This is a genomic window from Mesobacillus sp. AQ2, assembly GCF_030122805.1.
GTDB lineage: Bacteria > Bacillota > Bacilli > Bacillales > Cytobacillaceae > Mesobacillus > Mesobacillus oceanisediminis_A.
Genome location: NZ_CP126080.1, coordinates 1847561 through 1870215 on the forward strand (window position 1 = coordinate 1847561; position 22655 = coordinate 1870215).

The window sequence follows — 22655 nt, forward strand, 5'->3', positions numbered from 1 at the left end:
CCCCTGTGGATAATAGTGATAAAAGTAACGAAATTAAATGGTAAATCGTTCAGGCTTAATTCATTATTTATTGAGACAATTGAGGCTTTTCCGGATACGACGATTACTCTAGCCAATGGCCGGAAGTATGTTGTCAGGGAAAGCAAAAATGAAGTAACGATTTTAATCAAGGAATATTACCAGAGTATCGGCCTTTTGGGAGGCCGGTTGTTGGAGGAACTGGAACATGAAGAATAATAAACTGGTCATGATTATGACAGTCATGCTGGTAGCCATCCTGCTTGTAGGGACAGTCGCAGTGGTAGCAGTGATGAAGCTTAAAGCTGGTGATGGTGAGAAGGAACCAAGTATTGAAGAGGTGCTGGAGGCTTCGGTAGATATACCGGAGGTAACCACGAACCTTGCATCAAATGACTTCATCAAGATTTCATTCAAAATTGAAACAGATGGAACAAAAGCAAAAGAAGAACTCGAGAAGAGAGATTTCCAGGTTAAGAACCTGATTATCTATGAACTATCCGAGAAAAAGGCAGAAGAACTGCAAGGCAAGGAAGGCAAGATGAACCTTGAAGAAACTCTCAAAGTGAAGTTGAATGACCTGATGCAGGATGGAAAAATCAAGAAGGTCTATATAACAGGTTCTCTACTCCAGTAACAGAATGAATCCTATTATCGTAAACGTATGGAGGTGAAGAGAATGTCGGGAGAGGTATTATCACAGAGTGAAATAGATGCTTTACTGTCCGCCCTGTCAACAGGGGAAATGGATGCGGATGAATTAAAAAAGGAACAAGTAGAAAAAAGGGTGAAAGTATATGATTTCAGGAGAGCGTTGCGCTTTTCAAAGGATCAAATCCGAAGCCTGACCAGGATTCATGAAAACTTTGCCAGGCTGCTGACTACCTTTTTCTCCGCTCAATTAAGGACATATGTCAATATCAGCGTAGCATCGGCAGATCAGATTCCTTATGAGGAATTTATCCGGTCGATTCCTAAGATGACGATATTGAATGCATTCGATGTAGAACCGCTTGAAGGCAGGATTCTCATGGAAGTAAATCCGAACATTGCTTATGCCATGATGGACCGTCTGCTAGGCGGCAGGGGGACAAGCCACAACAAAGTTGACAGTTTGACAGAAATTGAGACAAAAATCATGTCAAATATGTTTGAGAAAGCTTTTGAGAATTTCAGGGAGGCTTGGAGTTCGATTTCGGATATCGATCCGCAGCTTTCGGAATTTGAGATCAACCCGCAATTCTTGCAGATGGTTTCGCCAAATGAAACTGTCGTAGTCATCTCTTTGAATACGACGATCGGGGAAGCGAGCGGAATGATCAATATATGTATACCGCATGTTGTCCTGGAACCGATCATTCCTAAATTGTCAGTGAAATATTGGATGCAATCGGATAAGAAACAAAGCTTGCCAATTGAAAATGCAGTACTGCAGAGTGAGATCCAGAAGGCTGATGTTTCAATTACAGCAGAAATAGGGTCGTCAGAAATATCGATCCAGGATTTCCTGATGCTTGAAATCGGCGATGTAATTGAATTGAATCAGCAGATTGACCAGCCGTTACTGATAAAAGTCGGAGATATCCCTAAATTTGTAGGACAGCCAGGGAAATTGAACAAGAAGTTAGCCATTCAAGTGTTTGATACATTTAAGGGGGGAGACGATGATGGTGAGTGATGACATGTTATCTCAAGATGAAATTGATGCGCTTCTCAGAGGGACTTCTGATGAGGCGGAAGAAACAGAAAACATGATTGATGTAGATGACTATTTTTCTTTTATGGAGAGAGATGCCCTTGGTGAAATAGGGAATATTTCATTCGGCAGCTCGGCTACAGCATTATCCACTCTGCTAAGCCAAAAGGTTGAAATAAATACACCTACGGTTACAGTTGTGCACAAGTCTAAACTGGAAGACGAATTCCCGGATCCGTATGTGGCCGTTCAGGTACATTATACTGAAGGATTCATTGGCAGCAATATGCTAGTAATCCAGCAAAATGACGCAGCGATCATCGCTGACTTAATGCTGGGCGGAGATGGCATGAATCCAAGGGAACTGCTAGATGAAATCCAGCTTAGTGCAGTACAAGAGGCGATGAACCAGATGATGGGTTCGGCGGCAACCTCGATGTCAACTGTATTTAGCAAGAGGGTCGATATTTCGCCTCCAAATATCAATTTATTGAATGTAGTTGAAGGAGAAGGAACAGAATCGATTCCTGAAGATGATATTTTAGTTAAGGTATCCTTTTCATTAAAAATTGGCAGTTTAATTGATTCAAACATCATGCAGCTTTTGCCGGTAACCTTCGCGAAAAGCCTTGTTGATGAATTATTGAATCCAGGGGGATCAGGATCGGCCCAGGAGGAAGAGACAGTGTCTCAAACACCGCAGGCCAACCATGCTCCCGCAGCGCAAAACAATCCAAATGAACAAGGGCAGCACCAAAATACTGTTCAACATCAGGGTTTCCATCAGCCGGAATATCAGCCTCAGCAGGAGCAGGCTTATTATCAGCCTCATGCGCAGCAAAATATGCCGCAAGGATTTGGATATAATCCTCAGCCGATGCAGCCTGGGCCGCAGCATTATGGAGGAAATGTGATGACCGGAAGCCAGCCGACGGTCCAGCCCGCAGTCTTCTCCAGTTTCGAGAATGTCCAAGGGCAGCAGGCTGAAACAAAGAACCTTAATATGCTGCTTGATATTCCGTTACAGGTAACTGTGGAATTGGGAAGGACGAAACGTTCGGTAAAGGACATCCTTGAACTAGGGTCCGGATCGATCATTGAACTGGATAAACTGGCAGGAGAGCCTGTTGATATCCTGGTGAACAACCGCTTGATTGCACAAGGGGAAGTAGTGGTCATCGATGAGAACTTTGGAGTCCGGGTTACAGATATTATCAGCCAGAGCGATCGAATTAAAAAATTGAAATAATCTACAGGAGGAATTCCAATGGCGAACAAAATTTTAGTCGTAGATGATGCGGCTTTCATGAGAATGATGATAAAGGATATTTTGACAAAGAATGGGTTTGAGGTGGTTGCTGAAGCTGCGGATGGAGCCCAGGCGCTTGAGAAATATAAAGAATTTCAGCCAGACCTCGTCACAATGGATATTACCATGCCTGAAATGGATGGGATCACTTCACTGAAGGAGATCAAAAAAATCAATCCGAATGCCAAGGTCATTATGTGTTCTGCAATGGGCCAGCAGGCAATGGTCATTGATGCCATCCAGGCAGGAGCGAAGGATTTCATAGTGAAACCTTTCCAGGCAGATCGTGTTATTGAAGCGATTTCCAAAACATTAGCATAATGGACTTATTTATATATTTTAGAGGGTGCGGCAATTGTTAAGACTAATCCGAACTGCCTCGGCCATTCTATTCTTATTAGCTGCTCTGTTCAGTCCTATTGGCTTGACAAAGGCAGAGCAGCTGAATAAAAGTGTTCAGGATTGCATTAAAAATCCTGATTCTTGTGAAGAGGGACAGGCAAAAACTACAGCAAAGCAATCAGGTGAAGCACAGGCACAAGAAGCACAGGTAGGAGTAAGTTTCCTGGATTTTGTCAGGATGATTTTTGCTACGGTGTTCGTGGCAGCGTTAATCTATTTCCTTCTCAAATTCATCAATAAAAAGAGTATGTCATATAAAAGCTCACAGCTTGTTGAGAATCTTGGAGGTACAAGCCTTGGAGCAAACAGGTCTGTCCAGATCGTAAAGGCGGGAAACCGTCTGTTGATTGTTGGAGTAGGAGAAAATATTCAGCTGTTGAGAGAAATAGACGATCCAGAAGAGTACGATCAAGTCATCCAGGAGTATAACAATAAAATGGAACAGCTTATACAGCCAAGCGATATTGTGACAAAGTTGCTTAAAAGAGCGAAGAAAGATGGCAGCGATCCACAAAGTTCCAACTTTTCCGCATTGCTTAAAAGTCAGCTGAATGACATGGCGAGCGGACGAAAGAAGATGCTTGAGGAGATACAAAAGAAAGGATCAAAGAACGATGAATGAGTTCATGGAGTTTTTCAACAGCAGTGATCCAGAAAGTGTATCTACATCCGTAAAATTAATGCTCTTGCTCACTGTTCTTTCGATTGCGCCTGGCATCTTGATTCTAATGACCAGTTTTACAAGAATCATCATCGTTCTTTCCTTTGTCAGAACGGCGCTTGCCACTCAGCAAATGCCGCCTAACCAGGTACTGGTTGGTCTTGCGTTGTTCCTGTCATTCTTCATCATGGCACCTACTTTCCAGGAAGTGAATGAACAGGCACTGACGCCGTTATTTAATGAAGAAATCAATCTGGAGCAGGCCTATGATAGAGCATCGATTCCTTTTAAGGAGTTCATGAGCGCGCATACAAGGCAGAAGGACCTGGCATTATTCCTTCAATATGCTAAGGCGGAAACTCCTGAATCGGTGCAGGATATTCCGCTGACAGCGCTGGTCCCGGCTTTTGCGATCAGTGAAATCAAAACCGCATTCCAGATTGGGTTTATGATTTTCATCCCATTCCTGGTGATTGATATGGTAGTAGCGAGTGTCCTGATGTCAATGGGTATGATGATGCTGCCGCCGGTAATGATTTCTCTGCCATTCAAGATCCTCCTGTTTGTCATGGTGGATGGCTGGTATTTAGTCGTGAAATCATTATTACAAAGTTTTTAAGCAGGTGATTGATAATGACAGCAGAATCGGTAATCTCAATAGCCGAACGTGGAATATATACAGTTTTGATGATATCAGGACCATTGCTTATTTTGGCGCTTGTAGTTGGCTTGATTGTCAGTATTTTTCAGGCAACCACACAAATACAGGAACAGACACTGGCTTTCGTCCCGAAAATTGTAGCTGTCCTCGTCGGAATAATTTTTTTCGGGCCATGGATGCTCAGCTATATGCTTTCCTATGCAACAGAGATTTTTTCAAATCTTACAAGGTTCGTAGGCTGATGAGATGCTAGATTTTATACCATCTTTTCCAGCTTTCCTGCTGATTTTTGTGAGGGTGACATCATTCTTTCTGATGATGCCGTTATTTTCATATCGAACGATCCCGGCAACACATAAAATAGGTCTTGGCTTTATGCTGGCACTTATCATGTTTTCTGCAATAGGTGCTCCTGAGGTGGCGATTGACAGCGTATATTTCTTGTTAGTCATCAAGGAGGCCCTGGTGGGTTTATTCATAGGGTTCATCGCTGCGTTAATGATGGCTGCTATCCAAATTGCAGGCGGGTTTATCGATTTCCAGATGGGATTTGCAATTGCCAATGTCATCGATCCACAAACAGGCGCACAGAGTCCTTTGATGGGACAATATTTATATACCATCGCACTTTTGTTTTTACTGACTGTCAATGGCCATCATTTGCTATTGGACGGGATCTTTTACAGCTATAACTTTATACCGATAGACCAGATGATGATCCCATTCGGCAATGAAAACATCGCGGAATTCGTCATTCTTTCATTTAATAAGATGTTCATCATTGCCTTCCAGATGTCTCTTCCGGTTGTGGGCACATTGTTTCTGGTGGACGTTGCTCTTGGGATCGTGGCTAGGACTGTGCCGCAGCTGAACATTTTTGTTGTTGGCCTGCCTATTAAAATCGGTGTCAGCTTTTTGGTCCTCATAGCAGTAATGGGTGTGCTAATCGCGGTTACATCGGATCTTGTTTCGACAACACTCGCGACGATGCGGGGATTGATGGAACTGATCGGGGGAGCATAAAATGAATTTTTTGACATTGGACCTTCAATTTTTTGCTGGTGAAAAAACAGAAAAAGCGACTCCTAAGAAAAGACAGGATGCCCGAAAAAAAGGACAGGTTGCCAAAAGCCAGGATGTCAATACAGCGATAGTGCTGCTTGCCGTATTCCTGTTTTTGATGTTTTTTGGAAAGACGATGACTGAGAGATTGATAGGAGTTCTGCGTCACTCGCTGCAAAATTATATGTTCATGGAATTGACTGCTAATAATATAGAATCAATTGTAATTGAGATACTTGGTGAACTGGTCATTTTCTTAGGACCAGTAATGGCCGTTGCCTTGATTGCAGGGGTAGCCGCTAATTATATGCAGGTCGGCTTTATGTTTTCCACTGAGGCAATCCAGATGAAATTAGAAAAAATCAATCCAATCAGCGGCTTTAAAAGGATTTTCTCGATGAGGGCAATTGTCGAATTGCTTAAATCAATTCTTAAGATCACCTTCATTGGAGTCATCGCTTTTTCGATCCTTTGGCTGAGGATGGATGAAGTTTTGCTGCTTGCCAATAAAAGCGTTGGTGCTGCAATTGCGACTATTGCCGGACTTACGCTCCAAATGGGGCTTTTTGCTTCCGGAGCATTGCTATTTTTGTCATTATTGGACTTTTTGTACCAAAAATATGACTTTGAAAAGGGTATCCGCATGTCTAAGCAAGACTTGAAGGATGAGTATAAGAACATAGAAGGTGACCCGCTCATCAAATCAAAGATCAAGCAAAAGCAAAGAGAGATGGCAATGCGGCGGATGATGCAAGAAGTGCCAAAAGCAGATGTAGTCATAACGAACCCGACTCACTACGCTATTGCTTTAAAGTATGACGAAGAGAAGGCCGATGCACCCGTCGTGGTTGCCAAAGGTGTCGATTTTGTCGCCCAGAAAATCAAATTGATTGCCAAAGAAAATGAAATCATGACTGTTGAGAATCGTCCGCTTGCCAGGGCTTTATATAGTCAGGCTGAAATCGGGGATGCCATACCAGAGGAATTTTTCAAGGCTGTGGCCGAGATTCTCGCGTATGTATATCAAACAAAAAATAAAGTGCTGTAATTTTCAAGGTATGCAGTGTTTAGGAGAGAAGAAATATGTCCGGAAAAGACCTATCTGTCATCTTCGGTGTCATTTTAATAGTTGCGATGCTAATCATCCCTTTCCCATCCTGGCTGTTAAGTATACTGATCATGGTCAATATATCAATCGCGCTGCTTGTGCTTTTGAACACAATGAATATGACGGAGCCGCTGCAATTTTCTGTTTTTCCTTCATTGCTGTTAATTTTAACTTTGTTTCGTCTGGGCCTCAATGTCTCCACGACCCGTTCCATCCTGTCCCATGGAGAGGCTGGGGGAGTTGTTGAGGTATTCGGTTCTTTCGTTGTAGGTGGAAATGTAGTAGTAGGTATGGTTGTTTTCTTCATTTTGGTCATTATCCAATTCATAGTCATCACAAAAGGATCTGAACGTGTATCAGAGGTTGCTGCGAGGTTTACACTCGATGCGATGCCTGGTAAACAGATGAGCATCGATGCTGATTTGAACGCAGGGATGATCTCTGAACAACAGGCCCGTGAACGACGCGAAAAGGTCAGCAGGGAGTCAGATTTCTATGGAGCGATGGACGGTGCCAGCAAGTTTGTTAAAGGGGATGCAATTGCTGGTATCATCATTGTTCTGATTAACCTGATTTTTGGTATCGTCATCGGTATGGCGCAGCAGGGACTGGCGATTGGCGATGCCGCTCAACGGTATTCGCTATTGACAGTGGGAGATGGCATTGTCAGCCAGATCCCAGCATTGTTGATTTCAACTGCTACCGGCATTGTCGTCACCAGGGCAGCATCAGATGGTAATTTGGGTTTCGACATAACTTCACAGCTAACTGCTTACCCAAAGATGCTTTATGTCGCCGGTGGTACGATCTTCATGCTTGGTTTGTTCACACCAATAACAGATTTGCTGACCATTCCGCTGGCCGGGTTATTAGCTTATGGCGGATATGCTTTCTCCCGTGTACCAGAACCTGATCAACAACAGCTTCAGGAAATGGAAGAGGATATCCAGATGGATGAAATGAAGAGTCCGGAAAGTGTTGTCAATCTTTTGAATGTGGATCCAATAGAGTTCGAATTCGGTTATGGACTCATTCCACTGGCAGACGCCAACCAGGGCGGGGACCTCCTTGACCGGATTGTCATGATCAGAAGACAGCTTGCCATTGAACTGGGACTCGTTATCCCAGTCGTCAGGATCCGTGACAATATCCAGCTTCAGCCAAATGAATACAGGCTGAAAATCAAAGGAAACGAAATGGCCAGGGGAGAATTGCTGCTGGACCACTATCTCGCCATGAGTCCCGGAATCGAGGATGAATCGATTGAAGGAATTGATACGGTTGAACCTAGCTTTGGATTGCCGGCGAAGTGGATTACGGAAGAAATGAAGGAGCAGGCTGAAATTTTTGGTTATACCGTCGTTGATCCGCCTTCAGTCGTATCCACACACATTACAGAAGTAATCAAAGCAAATGCCCACGAGCTTCTAGGACGACAGGAAACAAAGCAGCTGATCGACCATCTTCGGGAAAGCTACCCTATACTGGTCGAGGAAGCTACGCCAAATCCATTGTCAGTCGGCGAAATTCAAAAAGTGCTTGGCAAGCTGCTTAGGGAGAATGTCTCAATCAGGAACCTGCCAATCATCTTTGAAACACTTGCTGATTATGGAAAGGTCACAACTGATACGGATATCCTTGCTGAATATGTACGGCAGGCACTGGCAAGGCAAATTACCAACCAGTATTCTAGAAATGGAGAAACACTTAAGGTTATCACATTATCTGGCAGGGTAGAAAAAATGGTAGCCGAAGGTGTCCAACAAACCGAACATGGAAATTATCTATCGCTTGATCCCTCGGTTTCTCAGGGGATTCTTGAATCGGTTGCAAGTCAGGTGGAACAGCTGAGCATCATGGAACAGACACCGATCATCCTCTGCTCGCCAGCAGTAAGAATGTATGTGCGCCAGCTGACGGAAAGATATTTTGCGCAGATCCCTGTATTGTCATATAACGAACTTGAAGCGAATGTCGAAGTCCAAAGTGTCGGAGTGGTGAATATAGAATGAAAGTAAAAAAATATACAGCTTCATCCATGCCCGAAGCAATGAAACAGGTTAGATCCGAGCTTGGCAGCGATGCCGTGATCCTGAATTCCCGTGTGATCCAGACAGGAGGATTCATGGGTTTCTTCAAGAAAAACAGCATTGAAGTCATTGCAGCTATTGATCCGGACACTGAGCTAGTCCCTAAACAGGCAAACATGGATAAATCCATGAAATATCCCCCTTTATCGATAAAAACAGAAGAAACTAAGGCAGAACCGAACTCTTATAAAAAGGGAGCGGGACTGGCGGCATCTTCAATGGCTGACAAAGATTTATTAAAGGAGATCTCACAGCTGAAAGACCTGCTGAAATCATCTGGCACTACAGAAGGAATTTCACTTCCAGAGCCTATAAGCAGACAACTCCAGCACTTAAGGGATCAGGATGTGGACCAGTCCATTATTGATGAATTGTCTGGTGTCATTCTGGAAAAATGGTATTTGAACGGAGCAGCCTCAAGTGAAGGTGAGATAGCCGATTGGAGTGCTCAAGCCATTCAGCAAAGGTTAAGCAGACTTTCTTTCGGAGGAGTTACTTTTACAAAGAAATTCGTCAATGTAGTTGGCCCGACAGGAGTAGGTAAAACAACTACGCTGGCAAAAATCGCAGCTGAATGTGTTTTGAAGCATCAAAAAAATGTAGCTTTTATTACGACAGACACATATAGGATCGCAGCAATCGATCAGTTGAAAACATATGCGAAAATCCTCAATGTGCCAATTGAGGTTTGCTACAACATGGACGATTTCAAGGCAGCGACCACGAAGTTCGCACAATATGACGTGGTTTTTATTGATACAGCAGGACGTAATTTCAGGAATCAAAAATATGTAAATGATTTAAACGATGTAATTGACTTCAGTGAGGAAATGGAAACCTTCCTGGTCCTGGCGCTGACTTCAAAGCAAAAGGATATGGAGGAAATACGGAAGCAATTTTCGCTTATCAATATCGACAAATACATTTTTACCAAACTTGATGAGACATCCGTTTACGGTTCAATGCTCAATATGGCAGAGAAGTTTTCGACCGGTATTGCCTATTTAACCAATGGACAGAATGTACCCGATGATTTAATCGGGGCCAGTCCTGAAATTACGGCCAATACAATTATTGGAGTCAACCACTATGAGTGACCAGGCAGAAAAGTTAAGAAAGCGGCTCATGACAAATATTCCGATGAATGAAGCAAAGACCCTTGCTGTTGTCAGCGGAAAGGGAGGGGTAGGGAAATCGAACTTTTCTCTGAACTTCTCGATTTCCCTGGCAAAGCAGGGAAATCGAGTATTGCTCTTTGATCTGGATATCGGAATGGGAAACATCGAGATTTTAATGGGCAAGCATTCTCCGCTGTCGATAGCTGACTTTCTTTCAGGCAAAGCATCGATGGAAGAAGTGATTTTTCAAGGCCCGCATGGGATTGAATATATATCAGGCGGGACAGGCTTGAGCCATCTGATCCGGATGGACAGGGAAAGTGTCGAATATTTTACCTCAAGCTTAAGTGATGTACTAAGAAAATATGATTATCTTATTTTTGATATGGGAGCAGGTTTAAATGAAGAAACTCTCTCAATCCTTCTCTCGGTAAACGAAATTTTCGTGATTACCACGACGGAGCCGACCTCCTTGATGGATGCCTACGCTACAATGAAATACATCCATCTTGCCGATGCCGGGCTGCCCTTTTATCTAGTAGTCAATAGGGCAGGCTCTGTCAAGGAAGGCAGGGAAACGATGGCCAGGCTTGAGGATGTACTCGTAAAATTTCTGGGCAGGACACCGATCAAGCTCGGTATGCTGCCGGATGATAATTCCGTCCAGGAAGCGGTAAAGCGGCAAATCCCTTTTGTGCTGTTCAATGAACGGTCACAAGCGTCAAAGGGAATGTCGCAGATTATCGAAAAATATATCAATAAACAGAGCTACAATGCCGAAAAGAGAGATAACAGGAGTTTTACAGCAAGATTGAAGCAATTCCTTTTCGAAAGGTAGTGGTCGAGTGGAAAAGATAAGAGTTCTCATCGTAGATGATTCAGCTTTCATGAGAAAGCTGATCAGCGACTTTCTATCAGAACACCCAGAGATAGAGGTTATTGGCTCGGCGCGAAACGGAGAGGATGCAGTAAAGAAATTCCGGGAAATGCGCCCTGATGTCATTACGCTTGATGTCGAAATGCCAAAACTGAATGGGCTCGATGTCCTGAAAATAATCATGCAGGAACGCCCGCTTCCAGTCGTCATGCTTTCCAGCACGACTAAAGAAGGTGCGGACACGACACTGCAGGCAATTCAGGCAGGTGCTGTGGATTTTGTGGCAAAGCCTTCAGGATCCATATCAATTGATCTACATAAAGTCAAAACAGAGTTAATTCAGAAAGTGTTGTCTGCGAGCAAGGCAAATCTATCCAAAATAAACAGTCAGCACGAACCAAGAACGGTCAGGAAACAGTTATCCATTGCAATAGAACCAGAGAAAAAGCCAGCTGAGGCCCTGTACAACAGAAGATTCAGTCAAGAATCAAAAAAAATCGTCTGTATCGGAACGTCAACAGGCGGGCCAAGGGCTCTGCAGCAAGTTTTAACATCACTTCCAAAAGATATCTGCGTGCCTGTGCTTGTTGTCCAGCACATGCCGCCTGGCTTTACCAAGTCCCTTGCCAGCCGACTGGATTCCTTGAGCGAGATTACCGTCAAGGAAGCGGAGGATGGAGAGCTGCTGCAAAAAGGAACAGCATATATAGCACCTGGAGGATTTCATCTCGAGGTTAAGAGTGTTGGCCCGGCTCTGGCAATCAGCCTGAGTCAATCACCTCCCCGAAACGGTCATCGTCCTTCCGTGGACGTAATGTTCGAGTCGGTCAGTACCATCCAGAATTACTCGAAAATCGCTGTCATCATGACCGGGATGGGTGCGGATGGCTCAAAAGGGCTGGTTGAATTGAAAAAGAACGGCATGGTAAAAGCGATTGCCGAATCGCAGGATACATCGATTGTATTTGGGATGCCTAAAGCAGCGATTGCAACGAACATGGTTGATGAAGTGGCAAATGTCGATCACATTGCTGACACAATCATGAATTATATTTAAGGCCGGAGGTGCGGTGCACATGGAATTAAACCAATATCTTGAAGTGTTTTTAGAAGAAAGTAGAGAGCATTTGCAGAACTGTAATGAGCAGCTGCTCGAGCTGGAGAAAAATCCACAGGATTTATCGATCATTAATGAAATTTTTAGATCTGCCCACACGTTAAAAGGGATGTCAGCAACGATGGGATATGAGGATCTCGCTAGCCTGACGCATCAAATGGAAAACGTTCTTGATGCTATCCGCAATAATCGTTTGCTCACGACTCCAGAAATACTCGATGTTATCTTTATGGCTGTTGACCATCTCGAGGAAATGGTTGAATCAATTGCTGCCGGAGGAGATGGGAAGAAGAACGTTTCCGATACAGTCGAGAAGTTGAAGTTAATTGAAAAGGGAGAGCCCTTGTCCCGTTCGGCAGATTTGGAAGTGGCTGCTGCTGCAACGCTTGAAGCATCTCCTAAGTCCTCCTCCAACTATGATGAATTTGAACTGACCGTTTTAAAGCAGTCTAAAGAGCAGGGGTTCGGTGTGTATGAAATACAAATCGGATTGCGTGAAGATTGCCTGCTGAAAGCTGCCCGGGTGTACATGGTATTTGAAGTGCTGGAAAAAATCGGAGAGGTAATCAAAGCGAACCCTTCAGTTGAACAGCTAGAGGAAGAGCAGTTTGATGATGAGTTTTCTGTAACGATCATCACAAGGGAGAATCCTGAAGATGTCAAAGGCAAGATCATGAAGGTATCTGAAGTGGTCAAAACGGATGTAATGCCAATCGATTTCAATACAGCAAACCCGGAATTAACGATTGAAATCCCGGAAAAAAAAGCCGTTGCAGATACAGAAAAGGCCCCAGCAGCTGAATCGTCCTCTGCCAATGCAATACCAGAGGCAGCGCCTGTCCAAGACGGTAAGAGCAGCATTAAACAGCAGACTAATAGCAAAACTATCCGTGTAAATATCGAACGGCTCGATATTCTCATGAATTTATTTGAAGAATTAGTCATCGACCGCGGCCGATTAGAGCAAATATCCAAGGAATTGGAGAATGGGGAACTAACTGAAACGGTTGAGCGTATGTCCAGGATTTCCGGAGACTTGCAAAACATCATCCTGAATATGCGGATGGTGCAGGTGGAGACGGTATTCAATCGTTTCCCTAGAATGATCCGTCAATTAGCGAGGGACTTGAATAAAAAAATCAATCTTGAAATCGTCGGCGCGGAAACAGAATTGGATCGTACTGTCATTGATGAAATAGGCGACCCGCTTGTGCACTTACTGCGAAATTCTGTAGACCATGGCATTGAATCACCCGAAGCTCGCAGGGCCAAGGGCAAGAACGAAGAAGGAACCGTGGTGCTGCGTGCATTCCATAGCGGAAACCATGTGTTCATTGAAATTGAAGATGATGGTGCTGGAATCAACAAAGACAAAGTATTGCAAAAAGCCATCAGCAAGGGAATCATTACGGAACAATCTGCTGCTGGCTTTACGGATAAACAAGCATTTGAATTGATTCTTTCATCAGGTTTTTCTACAGCAGAGACTATTTCGGATATCTCAGGACGTGGAGTAGGCCTGGATGTTGTTAAGAATACCATCGAATCACTGGGAGGCTCGATTTCTATTGATTCCAAGGAGAATCAGGGCACGATCTTCTCGATACAGCTTCCGCTTACATTATCAATCATTTCGGTCATGTTAGTGGAAATCCAGAAAGAGAAATTCGCTATTCCTCTGTCTTCCATCATTGAGACAGCGATAATCAAGGATTCTGAAATCATGAATGCCCATAATCAAAAGGTGATTGATTTCAGGGGCAAGGTCGTCCCGCTGCTATTCCTAAAAGATATCTTCGAGGTTCCTTACGAAGGTGATGAGGATCAATTCCACTCTGTCATTATCGTTCGAAAAGGAGATAAAATGGCTGGTTTAATCGTCGACTCCTTCATTGGCCAGCAAGAGGTAGTCCTTAAATCGCTAGGAAATTACTTAACCAATGTTTTTGCGATTTCCGGTGCAACGATTCTTGGTGACGGCCAGGTAGCATTGATCGTGGATTGCAACGCATTGATTAAATAGATTCCTTGGCAGGCTAAGGAAGAATGATATTTTAGGAGTGATGAAGATGGCTGAAAGTTTGGTTTCAGATTTGAAAGTGATCGTATTCCAATTGAATCAAAAAGAATATGCGGTTCCTGTTAGTCAGGTTAGGTCAATTGAAAAAATCATGCATATTACAAGAGTTCCACATGTGAACCCGTTTGTGAAAGGGGTTATGAACCTTAGAGGAGTGGTTACTCCGCTATTGGATTTGCGTGTCAGGTTCGGCATGGAGGAACAAAGTTACTCAGACAGCACTCGAGTCATCATTGTTGCGGATGAGGATAAAGAAGTAGGTTTGATTGTGGATGGAGCAAATGACGTCATTGATATACCGTCAAGCATGATTGAACCCCCGCCGGAGGTAGTAGGCCTTGCTGCAGAGGGGTTCATCAAAGGAGTTGCCAATCTCGACAGAAGGTTATTGATTTTAATTGATTTGGATAAAATTCTTGAGTCCGATGAAGAAAAAGCTTTATAGGCGGAAAGGAATCTGGCTATGACTTTTCTAAAAAGCATTTCGGACGTTCACCTGGATATTTTAAAAGAGGTCGGTAATATTGGAGCTGGACATGCTGCAACAGCCTTATCTACCTTAATGAATAAAAAGATTGATATGAAGGTGCCCAGTGTCAGAGTTGTGTCTTTCGATGAAGTGATGGAACTGGCAGGAGGAGCGGACAATGTTGTAGCGAGCGTGTTTCTCCGGATTGAGGGGGAGGCTCCGGGGAGTATGTTTTTTATCCTTCCTCTTCCTCAGGCAGAAAAATATATCCGCCAGCTGACAAAGAACCAGACATTCACATTCACCGATGAACAGGACAATGAGCTGGCGTTGTCGGCACTTCAAGAATTAGGCAATATTCTATCAGGTTCATATCTTTCTTCTTTGTCCGATTTTACTAATTTGAGCCTGTATCCATCTGTTCCTGCGCTTAGTATTGATATGGTGGGGGCAGTCGTCAGTTTTGGGCTGTTGGAGTTATCACAGGTAAGTGATTACGCAATTGTGATTGATACGGCACTGGATGAAGAAGATGCCAAGCTGCCAGAAAGTGTGAAAGGCCATTTCTTTTTGTTGCCTGATCCCGATTCATTCCATATCATTTTTTCTGCGCTGGGAGTAAAGGTGGATGCATAAAACAGCAGAAATCGTTAAAGTGGGCATTGCCGATATGAATATTGTGAAAGTACCTGATTTGATCCGGACTACTGGACTGGGATCATGTGTTGGCGTAGTGCTGTATGATCAGGGTGCTGAATTGGCTGGCATGGCGCATGTTATGCTTCCCGATTCATCACTCTCCCGTACCGAACCGCTGAATAAGGCGAAATTCGCTGATACAGCAATCAAAGAACTTTTGGAGCTCATGATTCAATCAGGTGCAAGACAGGCAGGCATTAAAGCAAAGATTGCCGGGGGCGCACAAATGTTCCAATTTTCAGGCAGCAGTGACATGATGAGAATCGGACCAAGGAATGTAGAGGCAGTTTTACAGGAATTGAAAGAATTTCGTATCCCGCTTATGGCCCACGATGTCGGCGGCAATAGCGGCAGGACCATAGAATTCGACCCGAAGACCGGTTTAATGCAGATCAGGACTGTGAATAAAGGGAATAGTGAGATTTAGTTTGGATAGCAACTAGAAAAAAGCGTAATGCGCGTGAGGAGGATGACAATGGTGCGAGGATCCACTTCGGAAGAACAGATTACATGGGATAAATGGGTACAATCCCGAGATCCGGATGCGGGGAATATGCTGATAAAAAAATATATGCCACTTGTTTCCTACCATGTGCAAAGAATCTCTGTGAGTCTTCCGAAGAGTGTTTCCAGGGATGATTTAAGAAGTTTAGGAATGATTGGATTATATGATGCTCTGGAAAAATTCGATCCAAACAGGGATCTGAAGTTTGATACATATTCTTCATTTCGGATTCGCGGGGCAATTTTGGACGGATTAAGAAAGGAAGACTGGCTCCCAAGAAGTACCCGGGAAAAAGCAAAGAAAATAGACGCAGCAATTGAGAGGCTCGAACAGCGCCACATGCGCAATGCGACCATCGAGGAAATCGCCACAGAATTGAATATGGATGAAACGGAGATATACACGACTATAAATGAACATTTTTTCGCGAATGTCCTCTCAATAGATGAGCATCCAAATGAAAATGATGAGCGTGATAACCAGTCATTCATAATCAAGGACGATAAGGCTGAAATTCCTGAGGACAAGCTGATAAAGTCTGAGCTGCTTGACGAAGTAGCTGATAAAATCTCTAAATTGAATGATAAAGAGCAGCTTGTATTAAGTTTGTTTTACAAAGAAGAATTAACGTTAACAGAAATCGGTCAAGTCATGAATTTATCTACCTCCAGAATTTCGCAGATTCATTCAAAGGCAATTTTTAAGCTAAGAAAATGGCTGGAGTCAGCCTGATAGAAGGCAGGAGATGGATGTGGCGACGGATTATTTAGTGAGGATATCCAAAGATAGGCTTTCTGCAGAACTGGAACTCAATATCCAGGATCAGGATTTTGCTATATCTGTTCGAAATCTATTGGGTTACTTGGAGAAAGAGCAAGTCGTGTTCGGTATTAAAATGGATGTATTGGCGCAAATTGCCGAAAGTCCTGCTTCTGTTGAATATCCTGTGGCAATAGCGGTTGGAATGGAGAATGTGGATGGTGAAGATTCCTATCTGCGCAATGAACTAGAACAAACAAGCATTGAGGAACAGAAAGTCTTTCATTTCCGCACGATTATGCATATCCCTTCAGTAACGAAAGGTCAGCTGCTCGCAAGTGTGGTCCCTCCTGTCAATGGAACACCTGGAAAAGACGTGACCGGAAGAATCGTTCCTGCAAAGCCTGGCCGGCCGCTAAAGGTTAAAGCAGGGAATAATGTTGTGTTCGAAGCTGGACAATTCTATGCCGCATGCGATGGACAAATGAGTGTTACGCAGAAATCCATTTCCGTTAATCCTGTGTATGAGGTAAGAGGAGATCTTGATCTGAGAACAGGGAATTTGGATTTTGTAGGCAATATCGTCATAAAAGGCAATGTTCCCAGCGGCTATGAACTGAAAGCCGGCGGGGATATCATCGTAGATGGACTTGTTGAAGCAGCCAATCTCCAGGCTGGAGGAAATATTGTCATTAAAGGCGGAGTGGCCGGAGCCATGAAGGGCCGGCTGACTGCAGGCGGGAACGTGTTCGCCAATTACCTTAACCAGGCAAATGTAAAAGCTGGCCAGGATATCATTGTCAAGACATCCATTCTGCACAGCAAACTGACAGCTGCTGGAAATGTGGACTGCCAAACTGGAACCATCATCGGAGGCACTATTTCGGCTGGCCGAAATATTTCAGTCAAGGAATTGGGGAATGAGCTCTTTACTAAAACAGAATTAGCTGTGGGCTGGGACCCATTGTTGGAGAAAACTGAACAGGACACGATTGCTTCCATCGAAACAGCCAAAATCAATATCCGGAAACTGACAGAAATAGAAGTGAAGCTTGCTGAAATTGGCAGGCATGCAGGTACCTTAACGAACGAGCAGAAGCAAATGATAGCGAAACAGCGGAATACCAGGCTGCAAGTTGAAAAATCCCTTGAGGAACTGTTGGCCGATCTGGAGTTTTTACAGCTTGAAAAACAAGATCGATTGAATTCCTGCTTAACCGTAAATGATAAGGTATTTCCAAATACGAAAGTTTTTTTCGGGAAGTACGCTTTCCTGACAAACCAGATATATAAAAAGGTGAATTTCCATCTCGAAAATAGTGAGATTTCGATTAATCCGATTGTAAAACTCGAACCATCACTAGTTAGGAAGTGACATGATGAGCCTCAAAGCAATCGAAATGCAGATTGCTCTTCCGAGGACACATGATGCCGGCAAAATTCAAGAGCAACTTCAACAGCGGGGACAGCATCTTCAGGAACATGCGGCACAAAGTGTGACGAAGGAAGATGAATTAAAACGCAAAACGGTGATTAAAAACAACCAGAAGCAGGAAGCCCGCCTGAATCAGGATGGCGGCCAACCAGGCCACCATCAGCAAAAAGACAGGGACGATAAAAAAAGCAAGGATGATCAAGATGTACAGCCACACCACCCTTATAAAGGGAAGGTGATTGATTACAGCGGATAGAGGGATATAATGACCACTTTTCTACTACTCTTAAGCCTCATACTGAACGCGGCAGCAATCTTCGCCATTATCCTATTATATTTACGGCAGAATCGGCTTGTTGAAGCAGAAAAAAAACAGGGAAAAATCATCAGCGAAATGGAAGAGATTTTTTCGTCCTATCTATTTGAATTGAAAGAAGAGAATGATAAGTTTCTTGAGTTGATGTCAAACAGCAATATTAAATTAAATACGGACAAAGCGGAAAAGCCTGCTGATGTAACAGATATGGGATCACAGAAGGACCCCGAAGCCAGAGACCACGAAATCCAACAACACCGTCCCGGTAAAGGTATATCTTATCACGCTGCAAGACAGGCATATCATAAAGCCAGTGAAACAACCACAATTACCCCTGGAGATACGGATGAGACAGAAATCGATGTCGGCCAAACTGCGGATCCAGGACCAGAAACAAAAGAACTCACCTTGTTTGATCAGGTTACAGCCATGAGACATCAGGGGCTGACGATCGAAGAAATAGCCAGGGATCTTGATAAAGGGAAAACAGAGATTGAACTTTTGCTTAAATTTCGGCAAAATACGAAAGATTAACTTGATTGTCAGTTTTATTTATGCTATATTATCTCATGGTGTTAATACACACGTTCAATGATTTGGCCAGATGGTGCTGCCAGGCAGTTCCTGGCTGAAGGTGATTTGGACGGAGGAAATCAAAACCATTAGGAGGAAACACAATGTCAGTAATTTCTATGAAGCAACTGCTTGAAGCTGGTGTACACTTCGGTCACCAGACTCGCCGTTGGAACCCTAAGATGAAGAAATACATCTTCACTGAGCGTAACGGCATCTACATCATCGACCTTCAAAAGACTGTTAAGAAGGTTGAAGAAGCATACAACTACGTGAAAGAGCTAGCTGGTAACGGCGGTACTGTTCTTTTCGTAGGTACTAAGAAACAAGCTCAAGATTCTGTTAAAGAAGAAGCAGCTCGTTCTGGTATGTACTATGTGAACCAACGCTGGTTGGGCGGTACTTTAACAAACTTCGAAACAATCCAAAAGCGTATCTCTCGTCTTAAGAACATTGAAAGAATGTCTGAAGATGGAACTTTTGAAGTACTTCCAAAGAAAGAAGTAGTTCAATTGAAAAAAGAGCAAGAGCGCTTAGAAAAGTTCTTAGGCGGAATCAAGGATATGAAGACTCTTCCAGATGCTCTTTTCATCATTGACCCACGCAAAGAGCGCATCGCTGTTGCTGAAGCACGCAAATTGAACATTCCTATCGTTGGAATTGTTGATACAAACTGTGATCCAGACGAAATCGACGTAGTTATCCCTGCGAACGATGACGCGATCCGCGCTGTTAAATTGCTTACATCTAAAATGGCTGACGCTATTATCGAAGCTAAGCAAGGCGAAGAAACTACAGAAACTGTAGAAGCTTAATTTAAAATAAGGTGATATAGGGAAGCGCCCTTTATCACCTTTTTTTAAGACTTTATTCCATATAAGCCTCGTTAGGGTTTATATTGGCAAAATCAAGTTAAAATAAAGTATAGTTACATATAACCGAGATTTTAGGAGGAATTTCATTATGGCAATTACTGCACAAATGGTAAAAGAATTGCGCGAAAAAACTGGCGCAGGTATGATGGACTGCAAAAAGGCACTTCAGGAAACAAATGGTGATATGGACCAGGCTATCGATTTCCTTCGTGAAAAAGGTATCGCTAAAGCTGCAAAAAAAGCTGACCGTATCGCTGCGGAAGGTACAACTTACATCCTTACAGAAGGAAATGAAGCAGTCATCCTAGAAGTAAACTCTGAAACAGACTTCGTAGCAAAGAACGAAGGCTTCCAGGTTCTTGTTAAGGAAATCGCTGAGCACCTTCTTAAGAATAAGCCAGCATCTGTAGAAGAAGCTAATGCTCAAACTATGGAAAATGGCGATTCAGTAGAAACTACTATCAACAATGCAATTGCTAAAATTGGTGAGAAACTGTCACTTCGCCGCTTTAAAGTTGTAACTAAAACTGATAACGATGCATTCGGTGCTTACCTTCACATGGGCGGACGCATTGGCGTACTTTCAGTTCTTGAAGGAACTACTGACGAAGCAGCTGCTAAAGACGTTTCTATGCACATCGCTGCATTGAACCCTAAATATGTATCACGTGACGAAGTATCTCAAGAAGAAGTTGAGCATGAGCGTCAAATCCTTACTCAACAAGCTCTTAACGAAGGCAAGCCGGAAAACATCGTTGCTAAAATGGTTGAAGGCCGCCTAAGCAAATATTTCGAAGATGTTTGTGTTCTTGACCAGGCATTCGTTAAAAACCCTGACCAAAAAGTACGCCAGTTTGTTGAATCAAAAGGCGGAACACTTCGTGAGTTCACTCGTTATGAAGTAGGCGAAGGCATCGAAAAGCGTGAAGATAACTTTGCTGAAGAAGTAATGAATCAGGTAAACAAGAAATAATCTTTCACTAGCCTATGTAATTGCAGGGAACACTCCAGTGTTCCCTGTTTTTGGACATAGCTTTAATTAGGTTTTTTCCGTGAGCATGCCTGCTTTCGGAAAGCCTTAAATTACATATGGAGGTACCCTATGACCAGCCCTAAATACAAAAGAGTTGTTTTAAAGTTAAGTGGAGAAGCATTAGCCGGAGAACAAGGATTTGGCATCAATCCGTCGGTAATCAAAAATGTTGCAGACCAGGTAAAGGAGATTGCTGAACTGGATGTGGAAGTCGCTGTAGTAGTAGGCGGAGGAAATATCTGGAGAGGCAAGATCGGCGAAGAAATGGGAATGGACAGAGCGACGGCAGACTATATGGGCATGCTTGCTACCGTCATGAATTCCCTGTCATTGCAGGACAGTCTGGAACAAGCGGGAATCGAGACAAGGGTTCAAACTTCCATCGAAATGCGTCAGGTTGCAGAACCGTATATCAGAAGAAGGGCAATCAGACATCTCGAGAAGAAACGCGTTGTTATATTTGCTGCCGGAACAGGGAATCCGTACTTCTCGACGGATACTACTGCTGCACTCCGGGCTGCAGAAATCGAAGCAGATGTAATCCTTATGGCGAAAAATAACGTCGATGGTGTATACTCTGCTGATCCGCGCGTTGATAAGAATGCGACTAAATACGAAGAACTTTCTTATTTGGATGTGTTGAAGGAAGGTCTTGCTGTCATGGATTCAACTGCGTCATCCCTATGTATGGACAATGATATCCCGTTAATTGTATTCTCAATTATGGAAAAGGGGAATATTAAACGCGCAGTAATGGGTGAAACAATCGGAACAATCGTGAGGGGGAAAAACTAATGCCAAAAGAAGCTATTGCTAATGTAAAAGAAAGAATGTCAAAAGCGATCCAAGCTTTTACACGCGAACTTGCCAGCATCCGTGCAGGGAGGGCAAATGCCTCTCTTTTAGACAGGATTCAGGTGGATTATTATGGTGCACCAACTCCGGTCAATCAGCTTGCGGGAATCTCTGTGCCGGAAGCACGTCTTCTGGTCATCCAGCCGTATGATAAGTCAATCCTTGGCGAAATTGAAAAGGCAATCCTAAAGTCTGATTTGGGGCTAAACCCAGCTAATGATGGATCCATCATCAGAATCGCGATTCCTCAGCTAACAGAAGAACGACGGAAAGAACTTGCGAAGCTCGTGAAAAAGGAAGCTGAAGAAGCAAAAATCGCTGTCCGCAACATCCGCCGTGATGGAAATGAAGATTTGAAGAAACTAGAGAAAAACGGAGAAATCACTGAAGATGACCTTCGTGGATACTCTGACGATATTCAAAAGCTTACTGATGAGCATATTGCCAAGATCGATCAGATTGCGAAAGACAAAGAAAAAGAAATCATGGAAGTTTAATTCCAGGTAATGATCATCGAAAACCCTCTGTTTTCCAGGGGGTTTTTTCTCTATACATATTAGCGGGAATGAAGAAAAGTGGAATTGGCACCAGCCAACTAAGTCAGGGTTTTGCTAGAGAGACTTTTGGGAAGTGGAATCAGCCTTCATTCTGATAAAACTGCATATTTTCGTAAAGTACATAAAACAATGAGTTTACGTAAACGGCCTGAATGATAGAATATAATAATATCAGCCGTATTATTCTGTTTTACTTTTGAACAACATAGTCTGTTTATAAGGCTGCTATTGAAATGGAGCAGACAAAAACAAAATAATATCACGCATAGTCCATCCGTTTATAGAGATATCTTTATTCTTTTTTGGTATGATAGTGGCATATGGAAAAGAAAGAGAGAAGAAAAGGATTACTCTATGGCTTTTGGTGAGCAGTCCAGCTT

Annotated in this window: 26 protein-coding genes; all 26 read left to right on the forward strand. The window is 43.3% G+C overall.

Going from position 1 to position 22655, the window contains the following annotated elements:
- The first annotated feature begins 15 nt into the window (after nucleotides 1-15).
- The 26 genes from QNH36_RS09125 (at nucleotide 16) to frr (ending at nucleotide 22215) form a co-directional block, all read left to right on the forward strand.
- Nucleotides 16-237, forward strand: coding sequence for a flagellar FlbD family protein (locus QNH36_RS09125; protein WP_283905064.1), 222 nt, complete (start codon nucleotides 16-18; stop codon nucleotides 235-237).
- Complete coding sequence (fliL, locus tag QNH36_RS09130) at nucleotides 227-655, forward strand: flagellar basal body-associated protein FliL (protein ID WP_144474880.1); 429 nt, start codon at nucleotides 227-229, stop codon at nucleotides 653-655. Before QNH36_RS09125 ends, fliL begins: the two co-directional genes overlap by 11 nt.
- A gap of 42 nt (nucleotides 656-697) precedes the next feature.
- Nucleotides 698-1696 carry a flagellar motor switch protein FliM gene (gene fliM, locus QNH36_RS09135; protein ID WP_251542000.1) on the forward strand — a complete coding sequence of 333 codons (999 nt, stop codon included), beginning with the start codon at nucleotides 698-700 and terminating at the stop codon, nucleotides 1694-1696.
- The gene (gene fliY, locus QNH36_RS09140; protein ID WP_144475005.1) at nucleotides 1686-2963 is read left to right on the forward strand and encodes a flagellar motor switch phosphatase FliY; all 1278 of its coding nucleotides are present in this window, start codon (nucleotides 1686-1688) and stop codon (nucleotides 2961-2963) included. Before fliM ends, fliY begins: the two co-directional genes overlap by 11 nt.
- 18 nt (nucleotides 2964-2981) lie before the next feature.
- Nucleotides 2982-3344, forward strand: a complete 363-nt coding sequence (locus QNH36_RS09145; protein ID WP_023614882.1) for a response regulator — start codon at nucleotides 2982-2984, stop codon at nucleotides 3342-3344.
- A 25-nt stretch (nucleotides 3345-3369) separates the two neighbouring features.
- Nucleotides 3370-4047, forward strand: coding sequence for a flagellar biosynthetic protein FliO (locus QNH36_RS09150; RefSeq protein WP_395883493.1), 678 nt, complete (start codon nucleotides 3370-3372; stop codon nucleotides 4045-4047).
- The gene (gene fliP / locus QNH36_RS09155) at nucleotides 4040-4705 is read left to right on the forward strand and encodes a flagellar type III secretion system pore protein FliP (RefSeq protein WP_144474883.1); all 666 of its coding nucleotides are present in this window, start codon (nucleotides 4040-4042) and stop codon (nucleotides 4703-4705) included. The genes QNH36_RS09150 and fliP overlap by 8 nt, the downstream gene beginning before the upstream one ends.
- A gap of 14 nt (nucleotides 4706-4719) precedes the next feature.
- On the forward strand, nucleotides 4720-4989 hold the full coding sequence (gene fliQ, locus QNH36_RS09160; RefSeq protein ID WP_144474884.1) for a flagellar biosynthesis protein FliQ: 270 nt from the start codon (nucleotides 4720-4722) through the stop codon (nucleotides 4987-4989).
- A gap of 4 nt (nucleotides 4990-4993) precedes the next feature.
- A complete protein-coding gene (gene fliR / locus QNH36_RS09165; protein WP_144474885.1) occupies nucleotides 4994-5770 on the forward strand; it encodes a flagellar biosynthetic protein FliR in 777 nt (258 codons plus the stop codon).
- Nucleotide 5771: 1 nt separating this feature from the next.
- Nucleotides 5772-6857, forward strand: coding sequence for a flagellar biosynthesis protein FlhB (gene flhB / locus QNH36_RS09170; protein ID WP_144474886.1), 1086 nt, complete (start codon nucleotides 5772-5774; stop codon nucleotides 6855-6857).
- Nucleotides 6858-6892: 35 nt separating this feature from the next.
- Nucleotides 6893-8929, forward strand: a complete 2037-nt coding sequence (gene flhA, locus QNH36_RS09175; protein WP_144474887.1) for a flagellar biosynthesis protein FlhA — start codon at nucleotides 6893-6895, stop codon at nucleotides 8927-8929.
- Complete coding sequence (gene flhF, locus QNH36_RS09180) at nucleotides 8926-10104, forward strand: flagellar biosynthesis GTPase FlhF (RefSeq protein WP_144474888.1); 1179 nt, start codon at nucleotides 8926-8928, stop codon at nucleotides 10102-10104. Before flhA ends, flhF begins: the two co-directional genes overlap by 4 nt.
- Nucleotides 10097-10963, forward strand: coding sequence for a MinD/ParA family protein (locus QNH36_RS09185; protein ID WP_283905065.1), 867 nt, complete (start codon nucleotides 10097-10099; stop codon nucleotides 10961-10963). Before flhF ends, QNH36_RS09185 begins: the two co-directional genes overlap by 8 nt.
- Nucleotides 10964-10970: 7 nt before the next feature.
- On the forward strand, nucleotides 10971-12059 hold the full coding sequence (locus QNH36_RS09190; protein ID WP_283905066.1) for a protein-glutamate methylesterase/protein-glutamine glutaminase: 1089 nt from the start codon (nucleotides 10971-10973) through the stop codon (nucleotides 12057-12059).
- Nucleotides 12060-12078: 19 nt separating this feature from the next.
- A complete protein-coding gene (locus QNH36_RS09195; RefSeq protein WP_283905067.1) occupies nucleotides 12079-14142 on the forward strand; it encodes a chemotaxis protein CheA in 2064 nt (687 codons plus the stop codon).
- Between the two features lie 46 nt (nucleotides 14143-14188).
- Nucleotides 14189-14644: a chemotaxis protein CheW gene (locus tag QNH36_RS09200; protein WP_144474892.1), complete on the forward strand. Its 456-nt coding sequence runs from the start codon at nucleotides 14189-14191 to the stop codon at nucleotides 14642-14644.
- Between the two features lie 18 nt (nucleotides 14645-14662).
- Nucleotides 14663-15304: a chemotaxis protein CheC gene (locus QNH36_RS09205; protein ID WP_283905068.1), complete on the forward strand. Its 642-nt coding sequence runs from the start codon at nucleotides 14663-14665 to the stop codon at nucleotides 15302-15304.
- The gene (locus QNH36_RS09210; RefSeq protein WP_283905069.1) at nucleotides 15297-15794 is read left to right on the forward strand and encodes a chemotaxis protein CheD; all 498 of its coding nucleotides are present in this window, start codon (nucleotides 15297-15299) and stop codon (nucleotides 15792-15794) included. The genes QNH36_RS09205 and QNH36_RS09210 overlap by 8 nt, the downstream gene beginning before the upstream one ends.
- 48 nt (nucleotides 15795-15842) lie before the next feature.
- Nucleotides 15843-16604: a FliA/WhiG family RNA polymerase sigma factor gene (locus QNH36_RS09215; RefSeq protein ID WP_283905070.1), complete on the forward strand. Its 762-nt coding sequence runs from the start codon at nucleotides 15843-15845 to the stop codon at nucleotides 16602-16604.
- A gap of 13 nt (nucleotides 16605-16617) precedes the next feature.
- Nucleotides 16618-18006, forward strand: a complete 1389-nt coding sequence (locus tag QNH36_RS09220; RefSeq protein ID WP_283905071.1) for a flagellar assembly protein A — start codon at nucleotides 16618-16620, stop codon at nucleotides 18004-18006.
- A gap of 1 nt (nucleotide 18007) precedes the next feature.
- Nucleotides 18008-18322, forward strand: a complete 315-nt coding sequence (locus QNH36_RS09225) for a hypothetical protein (protein ID WP_283905072.1) — start codon at nucleotides 18008-18010, stop codon at nucleotides 18320-18322.
- Between the two features lie 9 nt (nucleotides 18323-18331).
- Complete coding sequence (locus tag QNH36_RS09230; RefSeq protein WP_283905073.1) at nucleotides 18332-18916, forward strand: hypothetical protein; 585 nt, start codon at nucleotides 18332-18334, stop codon at nucleotides 18914-18916.
- Between the two features lie 143 nt (nucleotides 18917-19059).
- Nucleotides 19060-19770, forward strand: coding sequence for a 30S ribosomal protein S2 (gene rpsB, locus QNH36_RS09235; protein ID WP_144474898.1), 711 nt, complete (start codon nucleotides 19060-19062; stop codon nucleotides 19768-19770).
- A gap of 148 nt (nucleotides 19771-19918) precedes the next feature.
- Nucleotides 19919-20803: a translation elongation factor Ts gene (gene tsf / locus QNH36_RS09240; protein ID WP_144474899.1), complete on the forward strand. Its 885-nt coding sequence runs from the start codon at nucleotides 19919-19921 to the stop codon at nucleotides 20801-20803.
- Nucleotides 20804-20932: 129 nt separating this feature from the next.
- Nucleotides 20933-21658, forward strand: a complete 726-nt coding sequence (gene pyrH, locus QNH36_RS09245) for a UMP kinase (RefSeq protein ID WP_079508458.1) — start codon at nucleotides 20933-20935, stop codon at nucleotides 21656-21658.
- Nucleotides 21658-22215, forward strand: coding sequence for a ribosome recycling factor (gene frr / locus QNH36_RS09250; protein WP_251541993.1), 558 nt, complete (start codon nucleotides 21658-21660; stop codon nucleotides 22213-22215). Before pyrH ends, frr begins: the two co-directional genes overlap by 1 nt.
- The last annotated feature ends 440 nt before the right edge of the window (nucleotides 22216-22655 follow it).